The organism is Mixta theicola (genome assembly GCF_002895925.1).
Classification (GTDB): Bacteria; Pseudomonadota; Gammaproteobacteria; order Enterobacterales; family Enterobacteriaceae; genus Mixta; species Mixta theicola.
Window position 1 is genome coordinate 426,445 of the sequence record NZ_NWUO01000001.1, and the last position, 23,001, is coordinate 449,445.

The window sequence follows — 23,001 nt, forward strand, 5'->3', positions numbered from 1 at the left end:
TTACGATCGGCCTGGACTCCCCGTGCAGGCACGTTTTTATTAATCTGAACGTATCAGGGACGCGGTTTCATCAGTCGCGTCCGTGTCGCGCTATCCTGAAAGGTCCAGGCGATAAACCGGCTCTGCTTCTGCCCCTGCGCCATATCGACAATCTGCACCTCGTGCGCGCCAGCGTCGGTTAATGCCTGGCGCAGCGCGGGCAGATGCTCACGGCGGGACACCAGCGAGGTGAACCAAATCACCTGACGCGCATAGCTCACGCTTTCGCTAATCATCTGGCCGATAAAGGCTTTTTCGCCGCCTTCGCACCACAGTTCCGCCTGCTGACCGCCAAAATTGAGCGGCGCATCTTTTGCCAGGCCTAAATTACGCACCTTGCGGGCGCTGCCTTCCGCAGCCTGCTCGCTGGAGGAATGGAACGGTGGGTTACAGACCACGGCGTGATAAAACTCATTTTTATGAATAATGCCCTGGAACATCCGATCGCCGTTCGGCTGACGGCGCAGGCGAATTGCGCGCCGCAGCGTCGGGTTAGCCTCCAGGATCGCCCCGGCGGCTTTCATCGCCTGCGCGTTCACTTCAGAGCCGGTAAATCGCCAGCCATATTCACGGTAACCAATCAGCGGATAGATACAGTTCGCGCCGCAGCCAACATCCAGCACGTTAATCTCGCGCGGCACCTGCTGTCCGTTATCCTGCGCCAGCAGATCGGCCAGCCAGTGCAGATAATCCGCGCGCCCCGGCACCGGCGGACACAGAAAGCCAGCCGGAATATCCCAGCTGTCGATCTGATAAAAATATTTCAGCAGCGCCTGATTCAACGTTTTCACCGCCTGCGGATCGGCAAAGTCGATCGAGCTGTCGCCGCGTGGCGTGGTGATAATAAACGGCTGCAGCGGCGGATGCGCCGCGCTCAGCGCAGAGAAATCATAGCGATCGCGATGACGGTTTCGGGGATGCAGTTGGTTTTTAGTGGCAGGCTGTTTCATCAGGCTCTCTCTTGGGTAACGGCGCGTAAGATACCCGCTCCGGAAAAAACCGTAAACAATTGACGCGCATTTTTTCATGCGGAAGCGGCTAAGATGAAGCTGCCGCTTACTAATAAGGATAATTATGTCTCGTCAACGTTACTCGTATCAACCGCGTGCGGGCCACGGCCTGCCGCACGATCCTTTCAACGCGATTATTGCGCCGCGCCCCATCGGCTGGATCAGTTCACTCAGCGCAGCAGGCGTGCGCAACCTGGCGCCCTACAGCTTTTTTAACAGCTTTAACTACCAGCCGCCGATTATTGGTTTCGCCAGCCTCGGTAAAAAAGACAGCGTGCGCAATATCCTGGAAACCAAAGAATTTATCTGGAATCTGGTAACCCGTCCGCTGGCGGAAGCGGCCAATGAAAGCTCCGCATCGGTGGCGCAGGAGGTGGATGAGTTTATATTAGCTGGCCTGACGCCGCTGAGCGGCGATTTGGTAGCGGCACCGATGGTGGCGGAAAGTCCGGTTAACTTTGAGTGTCGGCTGACGCAGCATTTACAGCTGCAGAATGCCAACGGCGCGGCGCTGGATAGCTGGCTGATCCTCGGCGAGGTGGTCGCGGTACATATCGATGATACGCTGCTGGAAGAAGGCATTTATCAGACCAGCAAGGCGCAGCCGGTACTGCGCGCCGGCGGCCCCAGCGCCTGGTATGGCATCAGCGAAGCCCAGCGCTTCGATCTGCAACGCCCGGACGCCCGCAAAAAATAATCCCGCAGCCGGACGTCTGGCCCGGCCTGCTTCCATTTTCCCTTCTCTCCTGGCGCTTTTTACGCAAACGCCGTCACGTTGCCGGACTTATGATCCAGAGATTAACAAGCGCGCCTGCGTTTTCCGTCGCGGCTGATAGACTGCACCGGTTCTCTCTTCTAAAGTGAAGCTATTCTGCCATACAAAGAGGTGTGGCCCGCAGAGAGGACCGCGATGAGATTACCCGCAGCGTTAATTGAAGAGGCGGTGCAATGGCGCCGTCAGCTGCACGCTCAGCCAGAGCTGGGCTATCAGGAACAGCATACCGCCCATTTTGTTGCCGAACAGCTACGCAGCTTTGGGCTGCAGGTGGCGACCGGACTCGCTAAAACCGGCGTAATCGGCACGCTGGAATGCGGCCCCGGTCCGTCGATTGGCCTGCGCGCCGATATGGATGCCTTACCGATTACCGAACGGGGAGAGGCTCCGTGGCGATCGCAGCGGCCTGGCGCAATGCACGCCTGCGGTCACGATGGGCATACCGCCATCCTGCTGGCCAGCGCTAAATGGCTGGCGCAGACGCGCCGTTTCAGCGGCACCGTGCATTTTATCTTCCAGCCCGCCGAAGAGAACCTCGGCGGCGCGCGTAAAATGGTGGAGGAGGGGCTGTTCCGGCGCTTCCCGATGGACGCCGTTTATGCGCTGCACAACTGGCCTGGCCTGCCGTTGGGTACGCTGGCGGTCAACGAGGGTGCCATGATGGCGTCCCTTGATTCCTTTGAAATTACGCTGACCGGCAAAAGCTGTCACGCCGCCATGCCGGAATGCGGCGCCGATCCCATCGTGGCGGCGGCGCAGCTTATTCTGGCGCTGCAAACTATTCCTGCGCGTCGGCTGTCGCCGCTGGCCTCTTCGGTAGTCAGCGTCACCCAGATTCAGGGCGGCGAGGCGATTAACGTCATTCCGGAAGCGGTGACGCTGCGCGGTACGGTGCGCTGTTTACAGCGCGAAGTCAGGGAGAAAGTGCGTGGGCTAATCGATTCGTTTGTTGATGCCTTGCCGCAGCCGCTTGGCGTAGAGGGCAAGATTTGCTGGTATCCCGGCTATCCGGTAACCCATAATCACGCGCTGCCCGCTGCGCGCGTGCGCGATGCGGCAATCGGGCAATTCGGTGCGGAACAGGTGCGCTGGCAGGTTAATCCCTCAATGGCTTCAGAAGATTTCGCCTGCATGCTGGAGGCCTGTCCCGGCGCCTATTTCTGGCTCGGCGCCGACGGCGACACGCCCTCCCAGGCGCTGCACAACGCCAGCTACGACTTTAACGATGCGCTGATTGAGCCGGCGGTCGCCTTCTGGCAGCGGCTGGTAGAGAGCCATTTGCCGCTGCCGATAAATACACGCCCAGACTAGTAGCCCGCCGCCGCCAGCGCCGCCAGCCCGTCATCCAGCGAGGCGCTGCGGCCGCTGGCCAGATAGCAACAGGCGATCTGCAGCCGCAATGATTGCGGCACCGGACGGGATTTATCCAGCACCTGCTGGATCCAGGCGGCGGTGACCGTCGCCTCTTTGCTTTCCGGCAGATCGCAGGCGCACTCCGGCTGACGCGCCACCAGCTCCTGCGGCTCCGCCCCTGCGCCGTCGATCAGGCTGATAGCCGGACAGCGCAGCGGATTCGCGTACACTTCCCCTTCCGTGCCGTTCAGTAATAATGCCTTACCGCCCTGCGCGCTGAAAAATTTTGCCACGCGCGGAATATATTCCGGGTGGGAAACGCTGGCAAAGCGCAGCGCCGCCGCCTCGTCAAAAGGCGTTACCAGCTTAGCCAGCGTATGCGCGCTGTTGCGCACGCCCATGCGCCAGCGCAGCCCCAGCTGTTTTGCCAGCGGCGCACAGAGGCTGTCAACGGTGATAAACACCGGTTCGCCCTGCGCCAGTTTCGCCTGGGCGCTTTGCGCATCGCTGACGGCAGCAATGCCGAGCGCCTGAAAAACCGTCTCGCTGGTCACGCGCGTGGCATCTTCGCTGACGCCATGCACCACCACCGGAAAGCCAAGGCGGGAAAGCAGCAGCGCCAGCAGCGGCGTCAGATTGCCCTGGCGGCGAGCGCCGTTGTAACTGGGAATAACGATCGGCAGCGGTTTGCCCGCAGGCGGCGTCAGCGTAAGCACCCGCTCTTGCACGGCGCGATAAAAGCCAGCCATCTCCGCCTCGCCTTCACCCTTAATACGCATCGCAATCAGCAGCGTGCCCAATTCCAGATCCGGCACCTCATCATTAAGCATGGCGCGATAGAGTTGATACGCGGTCTCTTCATCCAGATCGCGCGCATGGTTTTTGCCGCGGCCCACTTCTTTAATCAGTTTGTTGTACTGCAACATTTAACGCTTTTCCTTTTTTCGACGCCGCGCCGCCGGAGCGGGCTTGCTATTGCTTACCGGCGCCATCGCCCCTTCAGGCATCGGCGGCTGTTCTATGGGAAAAACCGGCAGGGCTTTTAACAGGCGCGCACCGTATGCTTTGGTGATCAGCCGCCGATCGTAAATCACAATTTCACCGAAGCACTGATGGCTACGGATCAATCGTCCCACCTGCTGAATCAGGCTAAATGAGGCGCTGGGCAGACTTTGCACCTCAAACGGGTAGCGCTTCAGGCTCTTCAGCCACTCCCCTTCGGTCAAAATTACCGGACTGTCCACCGGCGGAAAAGCAATTTTATGAATATGCACCTGAGAAAGCAGCTCGCCTTTTAAATCCAGCCCTTCCGCAAAAGACTGCAGGCCAACCAGCACGCTCGCCTCGCCCTGCTCTACCCGCTTGCGGTGCAGCTCCACCAGCCGGTAACGTGGCTGGTCGCCCTGCACCAGCAGCAGCAGCCGCAGATCGCTCAGGTGCGTCAGAAACTGCTGCATGGCGCGATTGCTGGCGAACAACACCAGCATCCCTTTATGCTGGCCCGCTTCAACCTGATGGCGGAAGAAATGCGCCATTTCGGCGATATGCTGCGCCTCATTGGCCATCAGCGGCTCATAGCGCATCTGCGGAATGATGAGCTTGCCCTGCTCAACGTGATTAAACGGCGAGCCGAGCGCCACAAAGCGATCGCCCGCCTTTTCGCTGAGCCCGGAGAGCTCCTGCAGACGATTAAAGCTGTTCAGCGATTGCAGCGTCGCCGACGTCAGCACCACGTGCGGCACTTTTCGCCACAGTAGCTTTTCCAGCTGCTCGCTAACGCGGATGCCGGCGCAGTGAAAAAAGAGATGCGGCTGGCCTTCGCGCAGCTCGCGGCTGACCCATTTCGACACCGGCGCGCCGGAAGCCTGTTCCATCGCCGCCAGCCGCCACAGTTTGCTGATGCCTTCAAACCAGCCGAAAGCGCGGTTCATCTGCAGCATAGTGCGATGCAGGCGCACCACATCATACTGCCCGCTTTTTTCGCTGAGATCGTTTAACAGCCCTTCCGCCAGCCCGCGCAGCCCGTCGCTCAGCTTATAAAGGCGGGCACACAGGGTTTGCATCTCTTCCGGCAGCTGACCCATTTCAAAGCGATACTCGCCTTCCTGCGGCTCCGGCGGCAGCCACAGCGCCAGAATGCGCGTCAGGCTGGCGAGATGTTCGCGCCATTCGTCACAGTGGGTTTTCAACCGTTCGGGATTGGCCAGCGGCGGCGGCGATTTCGGTCGAAACTGCGCCATACAGGTTTCCACCAGACGCACAAACAGATCGAGCTGCAGGCTGGTCCAGGCGGAGGTAATATCGGCGCTGGTTTCCAGCGCATCACGCGCCACCTCCGGCAGATGATGGCCTTCGTCCAGCACCAGCAGTAAATGCTTCGCCGGCGGCAGCACCGATTCGTTCTCCAGCGCCGCCATTACCAGCGCATGGTTCGCGACGACAACGTCCGCCTGCTCGATTTCCCGCCGGGCGACAAAAAACGGACATTCGCGATACCAGTGGCAGTTGCGCGCCAGGCAGTTGGCTTTATCGGTGCTTAAGCGCTGCCACAGCGTATCGTCGATCGCCTCTTCGCAGCGATCGCGCAGGCCGTCCCACTGATGCCGATCCAGCGACTTCTCCAGCCTGGCGCAGAGTGTGCGCTCCTCTTTATTGGCCACCAGATTGTCATCAAGAAACAGCAGCAGATCGCCCTGCTTTTCGCTGTCGGTCGCCAGCGCATTCAGGTTGCGCGGGCAGACATAGCGCCCGCGTCCAAAGGCGGCGGTAAATTTCAGCTCTGGAATAATTTTTTGCAGCAGCGGCAGATCCTTACTAAAGATCTGATCCTGTAGCGCGACGTTCGCGGTGCTGATCACCAGCGATTTCTCTTCGGCACGGCCAACGGCAATGCCGGGAATAAGATAGGAAAGGGTTTTGCCCACGCCGGTCGGCGCTTCAATCGCCAGATGACGTCCGTCGTCACCGGACAGGGTTTTTGCCACTTCGGCAATCATCTGCCGCTGCGGCGCGCGTGGAATAAAATCGGGAACCTGCTGCTGCAGCGCTTTATACCATTCGCCAATCTGCGCTTTTAACGCTGCGGTTAATGCCATCTTGCTCTCTTCCTGCGTTGATAACCTGTATTTTTACACAGTATGAGGCTGACGTCAGCCGCTTATCGGCGAATATGGAAGGCGGCTTCCTCTATTTATGCGCCCGCAGCGGCGGGCGAAGCATCGGGCGGTAAACGGGCCAGCATCAGGCCAGCCGCTTATACATCACCGTGGTGGCATCCATCGCGCCTTCCGTTGACTGCGCGTAATAAGGAATGGCGCCGGCGATTTCCCAGCCCAGCGACAGATAAAGCAGGCTGGCAATATCGCCGCTGCGGGTATCCAGCACCATCAGGCTGCGCCCTGCCTGCTTAACCCGCTGCTCGGCCAGCGCCATCAGCTGACGCGCAATGCCCTGCCGCCGCGCCGCCGGATGCACCAGCAGCTTGCTGATTTCAGCGCGATGATGTCCGTTGGGCATCATATTCCACAGCACCATCACCGTGGCGACAATTCGCTGCTGCTGACGCGCCACCAGCAGCAGCCGATCGCCCCGCTCGAGGCCAGCAAACGTATCCTGCCAGAAATTTCGCATTATTTGACGATCGTCAGGATCGATAAACCCCACGCTGGCGCCAGCGCTTACGCAGCCCTGCAGCACATCGGTTAGCGCTTCCAGCTCGCTGAACGCCTGTTGCCGGTTAAACGTCTGATATTCAATCATTGATACTCCATCAGTAAATAATCTGCGCCTTCAGCCTGCCGCGCATAACTTTCAGAAACACGAAACGGAGCTACGAGAGTTACCCTCTTCGCGGGCTGGATCAAGTTGTACAAGTAAAAAAAGGATGTGCAAGTTAATCCGCCTCCGCTAAGGTTAACGCAGGTAATGTATTTTTAAAGTAAGTTGAGGCAGTAAATGGCCCTGTACAGCATCGGCGATGTCGCCGAACGCTGTGGTATTAATCCTGTAACGTTACGCGCATGGCAGCGTCGCTATGGGCTGCTTAAGCCACAGCGCACCGAAGGCGGGCACCGTCAGTTTGATGACGAAGATGTTCAGCGTATCGAAGAGATTAAGCGCTGGATAGCAAGCGGCGTGCCGGTAGGCAAAGTGAAAACGCTGCTGGAAGGCGAGAATAGAGATACCCATGACGGCTGGATGGTGTTACAGGAAGAGGTAATGAGCGTGCTGCGACACGTTCAGCCGACGAAACTGCGGGCTAAAATCGCCACTATCGGCCGGGAAAATCCCGTCGATGCGTTAATCGATCATGTCTTTGTGCCGGTTCGTCAGCGGCTTGGGCTCGATCAAAACACGGCGAAAGCGATGTACAGCCTGCTGGACGGCGCCCTGATCGATTACGTCGCCTTTTGTCTGACCGGCGCGCGTAAAAAGGCGGGAAAAGATGCGTTGCTGATTGGCTGGGGCGTGGAAGATCGCACCCGTATCTGGCTGGAAGCCTGGCGTCTTTCTCAACAGGGCTGGCGTATCGATGTGCTGGCGGAGCCGCTGGATAAACCCAGACCGGAACTGTTCCCCGGCCAGCAAATATTCGTCTGGACGGGTAAAAAACTGACCCGCCGTCAAATAGAGCAGGTGGCTCACTGGCATGAGCAGGGCTTCTCAATCAGCGTACACGGGCCGAGTTAAAAATGGCGCAAATTGCCTGGTCGTCAGAAACGGATCGGGTTATGATCCGCTCTCTTGTTTTATCGTTACAGGCAGTATTATGAACTGGCAAAAATTCCTGGTTGGCACCCTCTTTTTCATTATGGCGGTCGGCGGTACTGGCGGTCTGATGCTGGTGGGTTATACCATTATTTTACATTCCCGCTAAACCAGCGCTGCAGGCGCTCAAACAGCCGGTCCACCACCAGAGCCAGTAGCGCCACCAGCACCGCTCCCTGAATTACATACGCCGTATTAAACCCGCTCAGGCCGATAATAATCGGCGATCCCAGGCTTTTCGCCCCTACCGTAGAGGCGATGGCGGCGGTGCCGATATTGATAATCACCGAGGTGCGCGCCCCGGCGATAATTACCGGCGCAGCCAGCGGCAGCTCAACGCGCGTTAAACTCTGCCAGCTGCTCATGCCTGCGCCCCGCGCCACTTCCCGCACGCTGGCGGGCACCGATTCTATCCCGGCCAGCGTGCCCTGCAGCACGGGCAAAATCCCGTACAGCAGCAGCGCGATAATCGCTGGCTGCTCGCCGAAGCCGATAACCGGCACCGCCACGGCCAGCACCGCCACAGGCGGAAAGGTTTGTCCGGCGGCGGCCAGCGTTTCCACCAGCGGACGAAACTCACGTCCGGCACGGCGCGTTACCGCAATGCCCGCGCCAAGGCCAATTAACGCTGCGCCCAGGCTGGAGATCGCCACCAGCCGCAAGTGCGCCAGCGCCAGCTGGAAAAAACTTTCCTGTTGATAGACCGGACGATCCAACTGGGGAAACCAGTGGGCAAACAGCGGGCCGCTTCTGGGCATCAGCAACAGCAGCGCGATAAAGAGCGCAATCAGCCACAGCAGCGGATCGCGCAATAGCCGTTTCATGCGTTCTCCCGCTGACGCAGCAGATCGCTGAAGTGCAGCACGCCCAACGGCACGCCCTGCGCATCCATCACCGGCAGCTTATCGGTTTGCCGGGCGATAAACAGGGAAAGCGCCTCACGTAACGACATCGAAGCCTCTACCGGCGTCTCCTCCAGCCATTCGCCGCGCCTGGCCGCGCTGCCCGCGTTACCCAGCGAGAGCAGGCGTACGCCCAGCTCGCTGCGGCCAAAAAAATCACGGACAAAATCGTTGGCGGGACGGGTCAATAGCTCGACCGGCCTGCCCTGTTGCACGATGCGTCCGTTATCCATCAGCACAATGTTATCCGCCAGCGTCAGCGCTTCATCAATATCGTGCGTCACCAGCACAATGGTACGCCCGGAAAGCCGGTGAATCCGCAGCATTTCCTGTTGCAGCGCGCCGCGCGTGACCGGATCGAGCGCGCCGAACGGTTCGTCCATCAGCAGAACTTCGGGATCGGCAGCCAGCGCGCGCGCCACGCCTACCCGCTGCTGTTGCCCGCCGGAAAGCTGATGCGGATAGCGCTGACGCAAATCTTCTTCCAGGTTAAGCAGCGCTAACAGCTCGCTTATCCGCGCCTGCTTTTGCGCCTGCGGCCACTTCAGCAACTCCGGCACGGTGGCGATATTTTTTTCCACCGTCCAGTGCGGAAACAGCCCAATCGACTGGATGGCATAGCCCATACGCCGCCGCAGCGCCTGCGGATTAAAGCTGCGGATCTCCTCGCCGGCGAACTGTATCGTGCCCTTATCATGCTCGATCAGCCGGTTAATCATTTTCAGCGTGGTCGATTTACCCGAGCCGGAAGTGCCAATCAGCACGGTAAATTCACCGGCGGCGATATGCAGGTTGATGGCGTCAACCGCCGCCTTACCGGCAAAATATTTACTGACCTGATTAAACTGGATCATAAGGCGTTCCTTTGCAGCAGGGAGATAACGATTTTAAACAGCGTATCCACCAGCACCGCCAGCGCGATAACCGGGATCACGCCCAGCAGCACCAGCTCCAGCGCGCTGCTGAGCAGCCCCTGAAAGATAATAGCGCCGAAGCCGCCCGCGCCAATTAAGGCAGCGATAACGGCCATGCCTACCGTCTGGATTGTCACCACGCGCAGGCCGCTGAGCAGCACCGGCAGCGCCAGCGGGATCTCCACCTGCCAGAAAATTTGCCCGCGCGACATGCCCATGCCGCAGGCGCTTTCCCGCACGCCGTCCGGCACCTGCTGCAGGCCCGCCACCACGCTGCGCACCAGCGGCAGCAGCGCATACAGCACCAGCGCGATCAGCGCCGGAGCGAGGCCAATGCCGCTGACGCCAAGCCGACCCAGCCAGGGAAACTGCGCGGCCAGCCCCGCCAGCGGCGCAATCAACAGGCCAAACAGCGCCACCGACGGCACGGTTTGAATAATATTCAGCACGGAAAAAATCACGCTCTGCCAGCGCGCGCGGCGATAGCAGAGCAGGCCCAGCGGTACGCCCAGCAGCAGCGCCAGCAGCAGCGTTGTCAGCAGCAGCAGCAGATGACGCGTCAGCGCCTGGTCAAAAATCTCCTGACGGTTGGCGTACTCTTTCAGCAGCGAGAGCTGATCGAGCTGCCCGCCGAGCAGCAGCGCCAGCAGCGGCAGCCAGACCTGAGCATTCAACAGCAGCCGCCACGGCGCGCTACGCGTCAGTCGCATAACGCTGTCTGCGGCAATCAGCAGACAAAGCGCGATGGCCGCCCACAATCCGCTGCCAAAGCTGGTGCGCGCCAGCGCGCTGCCCTGCCCGGACAGCGTTTGCGCCGCGTGGCCGCCAAGCGCCACCAGCAGGGTTAGCAGGATTTCGCTTAGCGCCAGCGTGAGGATCAGCGTCGGACGACTAAGCGGCAGCCAGGCCAGCAGCAGCAATAGCGGAAGAATAAGCAGGATCAGCCAGCCTGCGCCGTGCAACAGCCCGGCCAGCATCACCGGCTGGCCGGATACCAGCCGGTTAGGCGCAAAGCTGGCAAAAGGTAAAGCGAACAGCGTCGCGATCAGCAGCGCGGTCAGCAACAGCAGCACCCGGTTACGGGGAATAAATCGCAGCATGGTTGCGGTGCTGCGGATCACCGCAGGTTTTGCTGCTGCAGCCATTCAGCGGCCACCTTTTTCGCGTCCTGGCCTTCAACGGCAATTTTGGCGTTCAGCGACTGCAACGTTTTTTCATTCAGCGCACTAAATACCGGCTTCAGCCAGGCGGCAATCTCAGGATACTGCTTCAACGCCGCGGCGCGGATCACCGGCGCGGGCGCGTAAATCGGCTGTACGCCCTTAGGATCGCTTAGCGTTTGCAGCCCCAGCGCCGCCACCGGTCCGTCAGTGCCGTAGGCCATCGCTGCGTTCACGCCGGAGGTTTGCTGCGCCGCCGCCTTGATGGTGACCGCCGTATCGCCGCCCGCCAGCGACAGCAGCTGATCCTGATTGAGCTTAAAGCCATACGCTTTTTCAAAGGCGGGCAGCGCATCGGCGCGCTCGATAAACTCGGCGGAGGCGGCCAGCTTAAAGGTGCCGCCCTGCTTAAGATAGCGGCTGAGATCGGCCAGCGAAGCGAGCTGGTTTTTCTGAGCCAGATCGCCACGCACCGCAATAGTCCAGGTGTTATTAGCCGGTGCGGGCGACAGCCAGACCAGCTGATTTTTCTGCGCATCCAGCGTTTTGACCTTTTCATAGCCCGCCTGCGCGTTTTTCCATGCCGCATCGCCAGCGAGATTAAAGAAGAACGCGCCGTTGCCGGTATATTCGGGATAAATATCCAGTTCGCCGGCGGTTATCGCCCCGCGCACCACTTGCGTATTGCCCAGCTGGATTTTGTTAACCGTTGGCACGCCATGCTTATTCAGCACCTGCAAAATAATGTTGCCCAGCAGCGAGCCTTCCGTATCGATTTTCGAACCGACGCGCAGCGGATCGGCGGCCTGCGCGGTGCCGATCAGCGTTATCAGGGCAGCAAAGGCGAGTAAACCGCGACGCGCAGTAGCAAAAGCCATGGCAATTTTCCTTTTCAGCAAAGTTATTCTGTCAAAGCGTAGCGCAAATCCCTGCGTGCGCCGAGTAAATAACTCATTTCTGCGAGACGCGACGCAAGCTTAGGATTTGACAGAGGTACGCTGGGATTTAACCTATTGCATCATGAGGTTATGTTCAACAATCCATACATCCTGTAGCTGGCTACGCTGGCCGGTTTGATTGCGCTGCGGCTGGTGCGTCGGGAGCCGGCGAGTTATAACGGAGATGTGGAGGTTTTTACCGAACCCGCACGCTGAATAAAACGCGTTAGCTGCTCAGGAATGCGCGCGAAGGTATATAAAAACCAGGGAGTAAAGCGTGCAGGATCGCGCGTTATCTCCTGTTGAATCGCTTCCAGCGAGAGCCAGCGGCTGGCATCAGCCTCTTCCGGATTGAGCTGCGGCTGGGCGTCGCTGAAGGCGAAAAATACGTGGCCATATTCATGCTCGGTCAGCCCGTTGCTCAACGGCAGGTTATAGCTCAGTTCAAACATCGGCGTCAGCGCTAAATTGAGACCCATTTCCTCCTGCAGTCGCCGCTCGGCCGCATGCTGGGTTGATTCATAAGGATAAGGATGGCCGCAGCAGGTATTGCTCCACAGGCCGCCGCAGTGATATTTACCGCTGGCGCGGCGCTGCAGCAGCAGCTGATGTTGATGGTTAAAGACATAAACCGTTACCGCACGATGCAGTAAACCTTTTTCATGCACCTCCAGCTTTTCCATTTTGCCGGTAGGACGATCAAGATGATCAACAAGGATAACTTCAATAGCGGGCATACGGGCTCCTTCAGATTAATCCCAGCTATTGTGGCATATCCGCCGGGCCTTATGCCGGAAAAAAGTCCCCTTATTTATCACAATATGTACAGAAAAGTAAGCCAGACCGCCCCTTTGCTCCGCGATCCAATCGCGGAGCACGTTGGCTTATCTCTTACAGTTTGAAGCGGTTGACTACCTGCTCCAGCTGCACGCTCTGCTCTTCCATAGCCTGGGCGGCGGCGGAAACCTGTTGCACCAGCGCGGCATTTTGCTGCGTGGTGCTATCCAGCTGGTTGATCGCCACGTTTACCTGTTCAATTCCCATGCTCTGTTCACGGCCGGCGGACATAATTTCGCTCATCAGCGTGGTAACGCTGCTGACGCCCTGCATCAGCTCATCCATGGTATGACCCGCTTCGTTTACCAGCTGGCTGCCCGCATCAATATTCGCGACGGAGGTTTCGATCAGCTTTTTAATTTCGCGCGCCGAGTTGGCAGAGCGCTGCGCCAGATTGCGCACTTCGCTGGCAACCACCGCGAAACCGCGACCCTGCTCGCCGGCCCGCGCGGCTTCCACCGCCGCGTTCAGCGCCAGGATATTAGTCTGAAAGGCGATACTGTCGATCACGCTGATAATATCCACCACCTTACGTGAGGAGGCGTCAATTTCGCCCATCGTCGCTACCACCCGCTGCACCACGCCGGTGCCGCGCTCAGCCACCTTCGAGGCTTCGCCCGCCAGCTGGTTGGCGTGGGTAGCGTTATCCGCATTTTGACGCACGGTGCCGGTTAACTCTTCCATCGACGCCGCGGTTTCCACAATGGAGCTCGACTGCTCTTCGGTACGCGCGGAGAGATCGAGGTTGCCGCTGGCGATCTGCCGCGAGGCCGAGGTGATAGCCAGCGCGCTGTCGCCAACCTGCCGCATCAGCCCCTGCAGATAGCTAATAAACTGGTTAAAGCTCTCCGCCACGGCGTTAAACTCCGGGCTGTTACTGGCCGGCAGACGCTGGGTTAAATCAGCTCCGCCGCTCGACAGCGCCAGGATATTTTCTTTAAGCAGGCTCAGGCGCTTCATCATGCTGCGAATAAAGCCCAGCAGCACCAGCAGCAGCACGATAGCCAGCGGGATCTGAACCATGCCCAGGCGTAAAATCATAGAGTAGGTCTGTTGCGTCAGCAGGCTGGTCGGCACATCGCTCGCCAGATACCAGGGACTGCCGGCAATCTGCTGGACAAACAGAGTACGGTCGCCCTCTTCGCTCTGATACTGACTTTCCACCGGCTGCTTCCCGGCATTCGCCAGCAGCGTCTTCAGCGGCGCGGCCAGCGGCAGGTTAAGCTCTTTCAGATATTGCAGCTTCGGCGTGCCATCGACCAGCGCCGCGTTGCCGACCACTTTGCCATCGGCCTCGACGATCAGTACGCGACCGCCAATCGCATCGCCCATCTCTTTCGCCAGGCGGTTAAAGAACCCCAGCGTCACGTCAATGGTGGCCACGCCCCAGGCCGCGCCGTTGCGATAGATAGCCATCGCACAGTTGGTGCGCGGCTGCGGACTGGCGGCATCCTGATAGGCATTAGCCCAGGCGCACTGCCCTTTGCTGGCGGCGAGACCCGCTTTATACCACGGCTGTTCATAGTAGCGATCCGCTTCCGGCGAGTTCCAGAAGGTGTTTACCTGTAGCTGGTTGCTGGCATCACGGGCAAAAAAGGTACTGAATTTTTCCCGGTCCGCCGCGCGCATGTTCGGCAACGGCCAGATGCCGCCGCCAAAAACGTTACTGTCGTTATACTGATTGACCAACGCCGGCAGCAGGCTATCAATGGCGGCGCTGTCCATCACGCTGGCCGCTTCGGTAATGGTGCGTTGCTGCGCCTGAACGCGGTTCATCTGTTCGACGATCCGTGCGGCGAGCGTATCGACCTCGTAGCGCACCAGACGCTCTTCATTCGTTTTTAATTGCGGGGCAACAAAAAGATTGATGACCACGACGGTGACCGCCATCAATACGATAAAAAATGCCACAATCGCCGCCGTAAAGCGTGCCTGCGTTGTTTTTAACATATCCACACCACGTAACAGGAAGGGCCATATTGCCCTTCTGGTGTTAACGGCATATGAACGTTTTACTTGAGGCGGACGCCATCACACTTTACAAAAATTCCGCCCGGCCTGGCGGGTGCAGCAAAAAGAGAGACGAAAACGGACGCGGGCCTTACTCTTCCGGCTCAACCACCTGCTGGCGCGGCCGGAAGATATGATTAGCGCCGTACTGCAACAGACGCGTCACCAGCTGCATACCGCCCTCGTCATCGGCCTGGGCAAAATGCTGTTCGGCGGCGGTTACCGGCGTGGCCCACAATAAGTTCACCCGCTCGCCTTCGCGCTTCGGCAAGGCGAACTGTCCGCCCTCCGCGCCCAGCGTGGCGGAAAGCAGAAACCCTTCAAAGCCCACCGGCGCGACCGAAGAAGGCAGCGTATGGCCTTCGCCCAGCCAGTTCAGGCTGCTCCAGGGATAGTGCGCGTAGTTAGCCAGCGCGCTGGCCATCTGAATAGCGTTATCTTCCGTCATCACTTCCGCATCGATCGCCATCGCCAGTTCAGTGCGGCGATACTGAGGCGCCAGATCTTCATACAGAAAATCAACCCACGGCATCGGACGGATGCACATGCCAACGGTAAAGAAATACCAGACGCCCTGATGATAATGCTGCGAAATCGCCATCGGCGGCCACTGGTCCTGATCGATAGAGTAATATTTGAGCGACGGGCCGTAGTGGGATTCGTAGCACTGCAGCAGATCGTGCTGTACCGGCTGCCAGAGGTGTCCATCATGCCAGTCGCGCCAGAACTGACGATACGCCAGCGCCTGAGCGTAATAGTGGTTTGTCGAGGCCGATCCCAGCGGCGCGGTCAGGCGATTCTCTTTAATACAGCCCGCCGAGAAACTTACCTGTTTATTCTGATAGAGGCTCCAGCCCGGAATGACCGCCAGCAGCTGCCCCTGATACCAGACCGCCGCGCCATCGTCGGTCGGCTCCCAGATAATTTGCAGGCCGGCCGGATCGAGCGGCGGCTCGGCTTCCAGCGTACGGCAACAGTCGGCGCTCAGCAGCGGCGCGATCCCCTGTTCTATCGCCGCGCTGTCTTCTTCAAACGGCGCGGGCAGCAGATTACGCAGCCAGCAGCCGCGCACCGCGAAACGGGAACGAAACGGCTCGGTGGGCCAGATATAAAAATAGGCGGCCCGTTCGGTCTGTTCGATGATGGCGGTTAACGTCTGCTGCTGATTAGTCACCTCAGCAATCAACTGCGAATATGTCATAGTGCCTCAACGCAACGTGGAGGAATCCAGCTTCCCCGAGAATAGAGCAGGATCTCCCTTATTGCGACACAGCGGCAAGGGTAATAATCTCAAAAATCACGCCCCACGCGCCGCATTGCGCGCGGCCAGGCCCCGTTACGCACCGACCAGCGCAGCATGGCCGCCAGCAGCCGGATGCGTCGATCGATAGTCGCCTGACGACGCGCGCTCAGGGCGAGGCCGCTCATCTGCTGCGCCCAGTCGGGCAGCAGGCCTATTCCCGCCTCCATCAGGGTGCCCATAACCAGCTTTGCCGGCCTGCTGGGCGCCGGGGCCTGCAGCAGCAGCCTGATAACCTCGCGGGTGCGCGCGTCACAGCGCAGCTGCGGGCGCATTTGCTGCAGCCGCTCCTCTACCGCCTGCACGCTTTTTGGCACCTGCTGCGCGCCCAACGCCTCCGCGACCCGCGCCGCCTGCGCATAGTAAAGATCCCGATCGGCCAGGCTGAGCGCCGGATTTTTATAGCGCAGATGGGCGGCAAGGAAACGGCTGGCCTCGGCGATATGCACCCAGGTTAACAGCTCAGGATCGCTGGCAGCGTAGGGAATGCCGCAGCCGTCAACGCCGTTAACCTGCAAATGGATGCGCTTTACCCGCTCAATTAGCGTCAGCGCATCGGCGCGATTGCCAAAGGTGGTTACCGCGACAAACTGGCTGGTGCGGCGCAGACGGCCCAGCATATCCTGGCGAAAGGAGGAGTGATCCCACACGCCCGCCAGCGCCGAAGGGTGCAGCATCTGTAGCAGCAACGCGCTGATGCCGCCGCACAGCATGGAGGTAAAATCACCGTGTACCGACCAGACCACGCTGTCGGGGCCAAACAGCCCCGGATCGCCCGGCGGTTGGGAAAGGTCGAACTCATTAAGCGAAAGACCGTTTACCCGGAAAACCTGTTTTTCGATACGTCTGCGTAATAATTCCATTAAATATCCATGACTTCTCTGCCTGCCGCTGCGTTCTGCAATAAACAAATACACTCTTTTACGCAGAATTACGCCTGCGGCAATTAGCTGATTATTAAGATTAATATTTAATAAGCAAGGTATAAATTAGTATAAATCCTTATCTTTCATCTGTTTGTAAGCGAAACGCAGATTATTTGCCTGCCGTCACACTTTCTACCAAGCTTTTATGGCAACCGCAGCACACCAACACCTAATTAATAGGGAGATAAGCGTTATGACTATGCAATCGTTAAACGATCTGTTTGTTCATACTCTAAGCGATGTTTACAGTGCTGAAGTTCAGTTAACCAAGGCACTGCCGAAAATGGCGGAGGCCGCCACTGAAACTAAACTTGTCGAAGGGTTTAAACAACACCTGGAAGAGACGAAAGGCCATGTTGCCCGTCTGGATGAGGTGATCGCGGCCCTTGATAATGTCGAGATGGAAAGCGTCACCTGCGTGGCGATGGAAGGGCTGATCAAGGAAGGCGAGGAGATTATTCAGGAAGTGGAAGAAGGGCCGGTGCGCGATGCAGGCCTGATTGTTGCCGCTCAGAAAGTCGAACATTATGAAATTTCCAGCTACGGTTCGCTGATGTCGCTGGCGAAAACCCTGGGCTACGACAATGTTATCTCTATCCTGAAAAATACCCTGGATGAAGAAAAAGCGACCGATGAGAAACTCACCACGCTGGCTAAGCAGCAGGTTAATCAGCACGCCGCCTGACGGCGTTGATCATGAAGTGATCTCATTGGGCGTTTTTAACAGAGCATGAATGAGCCGATCGGTTGGCTGCCGGTCGGTTTTTTTATGGGCGCCGTTCCAGCCGCGCGGCTAAACGAGCCGCCCTCCACCACCGCCATAAAGTTGACCAGGCCGCCTGGCAAATCACCCGCCCTATTTTGCGCGACAGCATTGTGCTGTTGTGTAATATTTTCTGCTCCCTGATGTATGCGCAAGCTGATGATGCTTATCATCAAAAAAGAGATGAACGAACGGATGAAAAAGAACATTACCTTAATTACCGGCGGCAGTCGTGGCATCGGGCGCGCCACCGCGCTGACGCTGGCGGCAAAAGGCCATGCGCTTTGTATCGGCTGGCGCACGCAGCAGGCGCGTGCCGAAGAAGTGGTGGCGATGATCCAACGCGACGGCGGCACAGCGATCGCGGTGCAGGCGGATATTGCCGACGAAGAGCAGGTGGTGGCGCTGTTCCGGCAGATCGATCGCGATTTGGGCCTGGTGACCGGGCTGGTGAATAACGCCGGTATCCTCAGGCAGCAGGCAAGCATCGAGCAGCTGGACGCGCAGCGCATCGCCTCGATATTTGCCACTAATGTCACCGGCAGCTTTATCTGTGCGCGCGAGGCGGTGAAGCGCATGGCGCTGCGGCACGGCGGCCAGGGCGGCGCCATCGTTAACGTCTCCTCTGCCGCCTCACGGCTTGGCGCGCCCCATGAATATATTGACTATGCGGCATCCAAAGGCGCGATCGATACCCTGACGATCGGACTGTCGCTGGAGGTGGCGGCCCAGGGCATTCGCGTTAACGCCGTCAGGCCTGGTTTGATTTATACCGAGATGCATGCCGACGGCGGCGAGCCAGGACGTGTCGATCGGGTGAAAGAGAATCTGCCGATGAAACGCGGCGGCCAGCCTGAAGAGGTGGCGCAGGCGATCGCCTGGCTGCTCTCCGATGAGGCCTCCTACGTCACCGGCAGCTTTATCGATCTGGCGGGCGGCAGATAAGCAGCCCGGCGAGCAAACGTAAAAAAACCGCCCCGGTTAAGGGCCGGTTCTGAATAGTCTTATCTCACTGCGCCAGGCGTTAAGGCCGCTTTAAAGAGGCAAACGTCTCCTCCCGAAGGCCCGGCGTTTACAGCCAGGTAAATTCCGCATTCTGCGTTCTGACCGAGTCGAGGCCAATCATTACCTTAAATTTGCCCGGCTCAGCCACCTGCTGCATCTGCTGGTTCCAGAACTTCAGCGCATCGACATCGATCGGGAAACGTACGGTTTGCGATTCGCCCGCCTTCAGCATAATGCGCCGGAAGCCTTTCAGCTCTTTTACCGGACGGCTGACGCTGGCGACCTCATCGTTAAGATAAAGCTGCACGACCGTCGCGCCGTCGCGCTTGCCGGTATTGGTCACCGTGACGCTCGCTTCCACCTTGCCGTTACGCGGCATCGTCGCTGACGACAGCTTCACCGGCGAAACGGTAAAGGTGGTGTAGCTCAGGCCATAGCCGAAGGGAAACAGCGGCCCATTGGCGGCGTCGTAGTAGTGCGAAGTGTATTTATTCGGTTTTTCCGGGTTGTAAGGACGGCCGGTCGGCAGATGATTGTAATAGATGGGGATCTGCCCTACCGAACGCGGGAAGGAGACCGGCAGCTTGCCGGACGGGTTATAGTCGCCGAACAGCACGTCGGCGATGGCGTTGCCCCCTTCGGTTCCGCTGAACCAGGTCTCCAGCATCGCATCCGCCTGCTGATACTCATGCACCAGCGCCAGCGGACGACCGTTCATCAGCACCAGCACCAGCGGTTTGCCAGTGGCTTTCAGCGCCGCCAGCAGCTTCCGCTGGCTTTCCGGCAGCGTCAGATCGGTGCGGCTGGAAGCCTCGTGCGCCATGCCCTGCGCCTCGCCTACCGCGACCACCACCACGTCCGCTTTTTTCGCCGTCGCCACCGCTTCATCGATCATCTGCTGCGGCGTGCGGCTGTCAACGCTTACCGCCTGCTCATAGAGGTTCAGGAAGGCCTGAATGCCTTTGTGATCGGTAATGTTCGCCCCTTTGGCGTACAGCAGCGTCGCCTTATCAGCGATGGCGTTCTTCATGCCCTGCAGCAGGGTAATCGACTGCTTCGCCACGCCCGCCGCCGACCAGCTGCCCATGATGTCGCGCTGGCTGTCCGCCAGCGGGCCGATCAGCGCAATGGTGCCCGCTTTCTGCAGCGGCAGCGTCTCCAGTCGGTTTTTCAGCAGCACTATGCTTTTACGCGCCACGTCGCGCGCATCTTCACGGTGCAAACGGCTTTCCGCATTGGTGTCCGCCGGATCGCTGCCCTTCGGCCCAAGGTGGCTGTAGGGATCGTTAAACAGCCCCATATCATATTTCACGTTCAGCACGTGACGCGCCGCGTCGTCGATCTCCGCCTTTGTCACCACGCCGCGCTTCACCAGCCCCGGCAGATATTTGCTGTAGTATTCGTCGCCCATGCTCATATCGATGCCGGACTTCAGCGCCAGCCGCACCGCATCCTCAGGATCGCTGGCGACGCCGTGTTTGATTAGCTCTTTAATCGCGCCGTGATCGCTGATAGTAATGCCTTTGAATTTCCACTGGTCGCGCAGCAGATCTTTCAGCAGCCAGCTATTGGCGGTGGCCGGTACGCCGTTGATGGAGTTCAGGGAAACCATCACCCCGCCGCTGCCCGCGTCCAGCGAGGCTTTATATGGCGGCATATAATCCTGGAACATGCGCTGCGGGCTCATATCCACGGTGTTGTAGTCGCGCCCGCCCTCAATAGCGCCATACAGCGCGAAGTGCTTAACGCTGGTCATCAGCGAATAGCGATCCGCCGGGCTTTTGCCCTGCATCGCCGCGACCATCGTGCCGCCCATTTTCGCGGTCAGCCAGGTATCTTCGCCAAAGCCTTCCGAGCCGCGGCCCCAGCGCGGTTCGCGCGTGACGTCCACCATCGGCGCCCAGGTCATATTCAGGCCATCGTCCGCCGCCTCAAATGCCGACACGCGCCCCACGCGCGCCACCGCATCGGTATCCCAGCTGGAGGCCAGCCCTAACGGGATCGGAAAAATGGTGCGCTGTCCATGCACCACGTCATAGGCGAAAAACAGTGGAATTTTCAGGCGGCTTAGCTGCATCACCTGATCCTGCATCGCACGAATATCGGGACGGGTAACGGTATTAAAGATCGCGCCGACCTGGCCGCGCCTGATCATCTCGCGAATCTCTTCTTTCGGGTTGTCCGGCCCGACGCTGATCAGCCGCAGCTGACCAATTTTTTCATCCAGCGTCATTTTCGCCAGCAGATCGGTAACAAACGCATCGCGCGCCTCTGGCGTCATACGATGTGGGCCGAAAAGATCGTCAGCGAAGGCGGGCTGCACCGCCAGGGAAACAGCGAGACTCAGGGAGTAAATCCATTTCATCAGATTGGGCTCTCAACAAAAACGCGGGACGGATTTTATAGTGTTACAGCAATAAGATAGCTACAGTGTGCCACAGGAAGAGAATAGCAGGTAGTTTTGCCGTTAAACGCTTTTGTGTCTGAACTGCTACAGTAAATTCGACCCATATAACAGGACAATGGATATGCACCCTCATACTCACTCTGCCAGTCAAACCCTGATTAATGAACTGCGTCGCATCGTTGGCGGCAGCCATTTGCTGACCGATCCGCGTAAAACCGAACGCTATCGCAAAGGCTTCCGCTCCGGTCAGGGCGAGGCGCTGGCGGTGGTTTTTCCCGGTTCGCTGCTGGAGCTGTGGCGCGTGCTGAAGGCCGCGGTGGCGGCGGATAAAATTATTCTGATGCAGGCGGCCAATACCGGGCTGACCGAAGGCTCGACGCCGAACGGCAACGATTACGACCGCGAGATCGTTATTATCAGCACCCTGCGCATGGACCGCATTCAGCTGCTGGATAAGGGCAAGCAGGTGCTGGCGTTTCCCGGCAGTACGCTGTTTCAGCTGGAGAAGATGCTTAAGCCGCTGGGACGCGAGCCGCATTCGGTAATCGGCTCCTCCTGCATCGGCGCCTCGATTCTTGGCGGCGTCTGCAATAACTCCGGCGGCGCGCTGGTGAAACGCGGCCCGGCCTATACCGAAATGGCGCTCTATGCCCAGCTGGATGAACAGGGGCAGCTGAAGCTGGTTAACCATCTGGGGATTGAGCTTGGCAGCACGCCGGAGCAGATCCTCGGTCGGCTGGATGATGAGGCCTGGCGCGAGAGCGACGTGCGCTACGATGCCCGCCAGGCGTCCGATCATAACTATGTCGAGCGCGTGCGCGACGTAGAGGCGGATACGCCGTCGCGCTTTAACGCCGACGCCAGTCGCCTGTATGAAGCCTCCGGCTGCGCCGGTAAGCTGGCGGTATTCGCCGTGCGGCTGGATACCTTCGAGGCGGAGAAAAAGCAGCAGGTGTTCTACATCGGCAGCAACGATACGGCGGCGCTGGAGGATATTCGCCGCCATATTCTCGCCCATTTCAACAACCTGCCGGTGGCGGGCGAATATATGCACCGCGATATGTATGACATCGCTGAAAAGTACGGGAAGGACACCTTTATTATGATCGACCGGCTGGGCACCGATAAGATGCCGCGCTTCTTTACCTTAAAAGGGCGTATCGATGCCATGCTGAGCCATATTCCGCTGTTCCGCCCGCACTTTACCGACCGGATGCTGCAAAAGCTGAGCGCCCTGTTCCCCACCCATCTGCCCAAACGGATGAAAACCTGGCGCGATCGCTATGAGCATCATCTGATGCTGAAAATGTCCGGCGACGGCGTGGAGGAAGCGCGTCAGTTTCTGAAGGATTTTTTCCGCGAGGGCGGCGGCGACTATTTTGAATGTACTGATGAAGAGGGATCGAAAGCCTTTTTACATCGCTTTGCCGCTGCCGGTGCGGCGGTGCGCTACCACGCGGCGCATCATAATGAAGTAGAAGATATTCTGGCGCTGGATATTGCGCTGCGCCGTAACGATCGCGACTGGTTTGAGAAGCTGCCGCCGGAGTTTGACGATAAGCTGACGCATCGCCTCTATTATGGTCACTTTATGTGTCACGTTTTCCATCAGGATTATATCGTGAAGAAAGGCGTGGACGCGCACGCGCTGAAAGAGCGGATGCTGGCGATCTTAAACCAGCGCGGCGCGGAATATCCGGCGGAGCATAATGTCGGCCATCTTTATCAGGCGAAGCCGCAGATGAAAGCCTTTTATCAACAGCTCGATCCGACCAATAGCTTTAACCCTGGCATCGGTAAAACCAGCAAACGCAAGCAGTGGGCCGACTGCGGCTGCGACTCGCACCACCCGACCGAATAATCAGAAGGGCCGCCGTTACCCTACGAAAGGCGGC

The 23,001-nt window shown here is 58.7% G+C and carries 20 protein-coding genes; 6 read left to right on the plus strand and 14 right to left on the minus strand.

All coding sequences use genetic code 11. The features are described 5' to 3' along the window. Window positions 1–53: 53 nt before the first annotated feature. Window positions 54–989, minus strand: coding sequence for a 23S rRNA (adenine(1618)-N(6))-methyltransferase RlmF (gene rlmF, locus COO59_RS01995; RefSeq protein ID WP_103058150.1), 936 nt, complete (start codon window positions 987–989; stop codon window positions 54–56). A gap of 124 nt (window positions 990–1,113) precedes the next feature. On the opposite strand from rlmF, the gene COO59_RS02000 reads away from it, so the two are divergent. Together COO59_RS02000 and COO59_RS02005 are read left to right on the plus strand one after the other, a co-directional pair. Continuing rightward, entirely contained in the window at window positions 1,114–1,746 is a 633-nt protein-coding gene (locus tag COO59_RS02000; protein WP_103058151.1) for a flavin reductase family protein, read from the plus strand. A 213-nt stretch (window positions 1,747–1,959) separates the two neighbouring features. Then, complete coding sequence (locus COO59_RS02005) at window positions 1,960–3,135, plus strand: M20 aminoacylase family protein (RefSeq protein ID WP_103058152.1); 1,176 nt, start codon at window positions 1,960–1,962, stop codon at window positions 3,133–3,135. On the opposite strand, the gene ybiB is transcribed toward COO59_RS02005, so the two are convergent. From ybiB to COO59_RS02020, 3 genes are all read right to left on the minus strand, one after another. Then, window positions 3,132–4,100 (minus strand): DNA-binding protein YbiB, encoded by a 969-nt coding sequence (gene ybiB / locus COO59_RS02010; protein ID WP_103058270.1) that lies wholly within the window; start codon window positions 4,098–4,100, stop codon window positions 3,132–3,134. The two genes, COO59_RS02005 and ybiB, sit on opposite strands and share 4 nt — an antisense overlap. A gap of 3 nt (window positions 4,101–4,103) precedes the next feature. Then, on the minus strand, window positions 4,104–6,272 hold the full coding sequence (gene dinG / locus COO59_RS02015) for an ATP-dependent DNA helicase DinG (protein ID WP_103058153.1): 2,169 nt from the start codon (window positions 6,270–6,272) through the stop codon (window positions 4,104–4,106). Window positions 6,273–6,417: 145 nt separating this feature from the next. Continuing rightward, window positions 6,418–6,936: a GNAT family N-acetyltransferase gene (locus COO59_RS02020; RefSeq protein ID WP_103058154.1), complete on the minus strand. Its 519-nt coding sequence runs from the start codon at window positions 6,934–6,936 to the stop codon at window positions 6,418–6,420. Between the two features lie 195 nt (window positions 6,937–7,131). On the opposite strand from COO59_RS02020, the gene COO59_RS02025 reads away from it, so the two are divergent. Further along, the gene (locus tag COO59_RS02025) at window positions 7,132–7,866 is read left to right on the plus strand and encodes a MerR family transcriptional regulator (protein ID WP_103058155.1); all 735 of its coding nucleotides are present in this window, start codon (window positions 7,132–7,134) and stop codon (window positions 7,864–7,866) included. Window positions 7,867–8,033: 167 nt separating this feature from the next. On the opposite strand, the gene COO59_RS02030 is transcribed toward COO59_RS02025, so the two are convergent. From COO59_RS02030 to COO59_RS02065, 8 genes are all read right to left on the minus strand, one after another. Next, window positions 8,034–8,768 carry an ABC transporter permease gene (locus COO59_RS02030; protein ID WP_103058156.1) on the minus strand — a complete coding sequence of 245 codons (735 nt, stop codon included), beginning with the start codon at window positions 8,766–8,768 and terminating at the stop codon, window positions 8,034–8,036. Beyond that, entirely contained in the window at window positions 8,765–9,700 is a 936-nt protein-coding gene (locus COO59_RS02035; protein ID WP_103058157.1) for an ABC transporter ATP-binding protein, read from the minus strand. The genes COO59_RS02030 and COO59_RS02035 overlap by 4 nt, the downstream gene beginning before the upstream one ends. Next, window positions 9,697–10,860: an ABC transporter permease gene (locus COO59_RS02040; RefSeq protein WP_103058271.1), complete on the minus strand. Its 1,164-nt coding sequence runs from the start codon at window positions 10,858–10,860 to the stop codon at window positions 9,697–9,699. The genes COO59_RS02035 and COO59_RS02040 overlap by 4 nt, the downstream gene beginning before the upstream one ends. Window positions 10,861–10,877: 17 nt before the next feature. Further along, window positions 10,878–11,798, minus strand: coding sequence for a glycine betaine ABC transporter substrate-binding protein OsmF (osmF, locus tag COO59_RS02045; RefSeq protein WP_103058158.1), 921 nt, complete (start codon window positions 11,796–11,798; stop codon window positions 10,878–10,880). A gap of 233 nt (window positions 11,799–12,031) precedes the next feature. Then, a complete protein-coding gene (gene idi, locus COO59_RS02050; RefSeq protein WP_103058159.1) occupies window positions 12,032–12,595 on the minus strand; it encodes an isopentenyl-diphosphate Delta-isomerase in 564 nt (187 codons plus the stop codon). A gap of 154 nt (window positions 12,596–12,749) precedes the next feature. After that, complete coding sequence (locus COO59_RS02055) at window positions 12,750–14,645, minus strand: methyl-accepting chemotaxis protein (RefSeq protein WP_103058160.1); 1,896 nt, start codon at window positions 14,643–14,645, stop codon at window positions 12,750–12,752. A 151-nt stretch (window positions 14,646–14,796) separates the two neighbouring features. Then, the gene (locus tag COO59_RS02060; RefSeq protein WP_103058161.1) at window positions 14,797–15,906 is read right to left on the minus strand and encodes a suppressor of fused domain protein; all 1,110 of its coding nucleotides are present in this window, start codon (window positions 15,904–15,906) and stop codon (window positions 14,797–14,799) included. A gap of 89 nt (window positions 15,907–15,995) precedes the next feature. Beyond that, complete coding sequence (locus COO59_RS02065; RefSeq protein ID WP_103058162.1) at window positions 15,996–16,868, minus strand: oxygenase MpaB family protein; 873 nt, start codon at window positions 16,866–16,868, stop codon at window positions 15,996–15,998. A 256-nt stretch (window positions 16,869–17,124) separates the two neighbouring features. Here COO59_RS02065 and COO59_RS02070 point away from each other — a divergent pair, with 256 nt between their 5' ends. Continuing rightward, window positions 17,125–17,616: a YciE/YciF ferroxidase family protein gene (locus tag COO59_RS02070; RefSeq protein ID WP_103058163.1), complete on the plus strand. Its 492-nt coding sequence runs from the start codon at window positions 17,125–17,127 to the stop codon at window positions 17,614–17,616. 35 nt (window positions 17,617–17,651) lie between these two features. Here COO59_RS02070 and COO59_RS02075 read toward each other — a convergent pair whose 3' ends face one another. Next, the gene (locus COO59_RS02075; protein WP_133158579.1) at window positions 17,652–17,903 is read right to left on the minus strand and encodes a hypothetical protein; all 252 of its coding nucleotides are present in this window, start codon (window positions 17,901–17,903) and stop codon (window positions 17,652–17,654) included. Here COO59_RS02075 and COO59_RS02080 point away from each other — a divergent pair. After that, the gene (locus COO59_RS02080; RefSeq protein WP_103058272.1) at window positions 17,890–18,639 is read left to right on the plus strand and encodes an SDR family oxidoreductase; all 750 of its coding nucleotides are present in this window, start codon (window positions 17,890–17,892) and stop codon (window positions 18,637–18,639) included. The genes COO59_RS02075 and COO59_RS02080 overlap by 14 nt on opposite strands. Before the next feature lie 127 nt (window positions 18,640–18,766). Here COO59_RS02080 and bglX read toward each other — a convergent pair whose 3' ends face one another. Continuing rightward, window positions 18,767–21,064, minus strand: coding sequence for a beta-glucosidase BglX (bglX, locus tag COO59_RS02085; protein ID WP_103058165.1), 2,298 nt, complete (start codon window positions 21,062–21,064; stop codon window positions 18,767–18,769). 163 nt (window positions 21,065–21,227) lie between these two features. On the opposite strand from bglX, the gene dld reads away from it, so the two are divergent. Beyond that, window positions 21,228–22,967, plus strand: coding sequence for a D-lactate dehydrogenase (gene dld, locus COO59_RS02090; RefSeq protein WP_103058166.1), 1,740 nt, complete (start codon window positions 21,228–21,230; stop codon window positions 22,965–22,967). Window positions 22,968–23,001 lie beyond the last annotated feature (34 nt).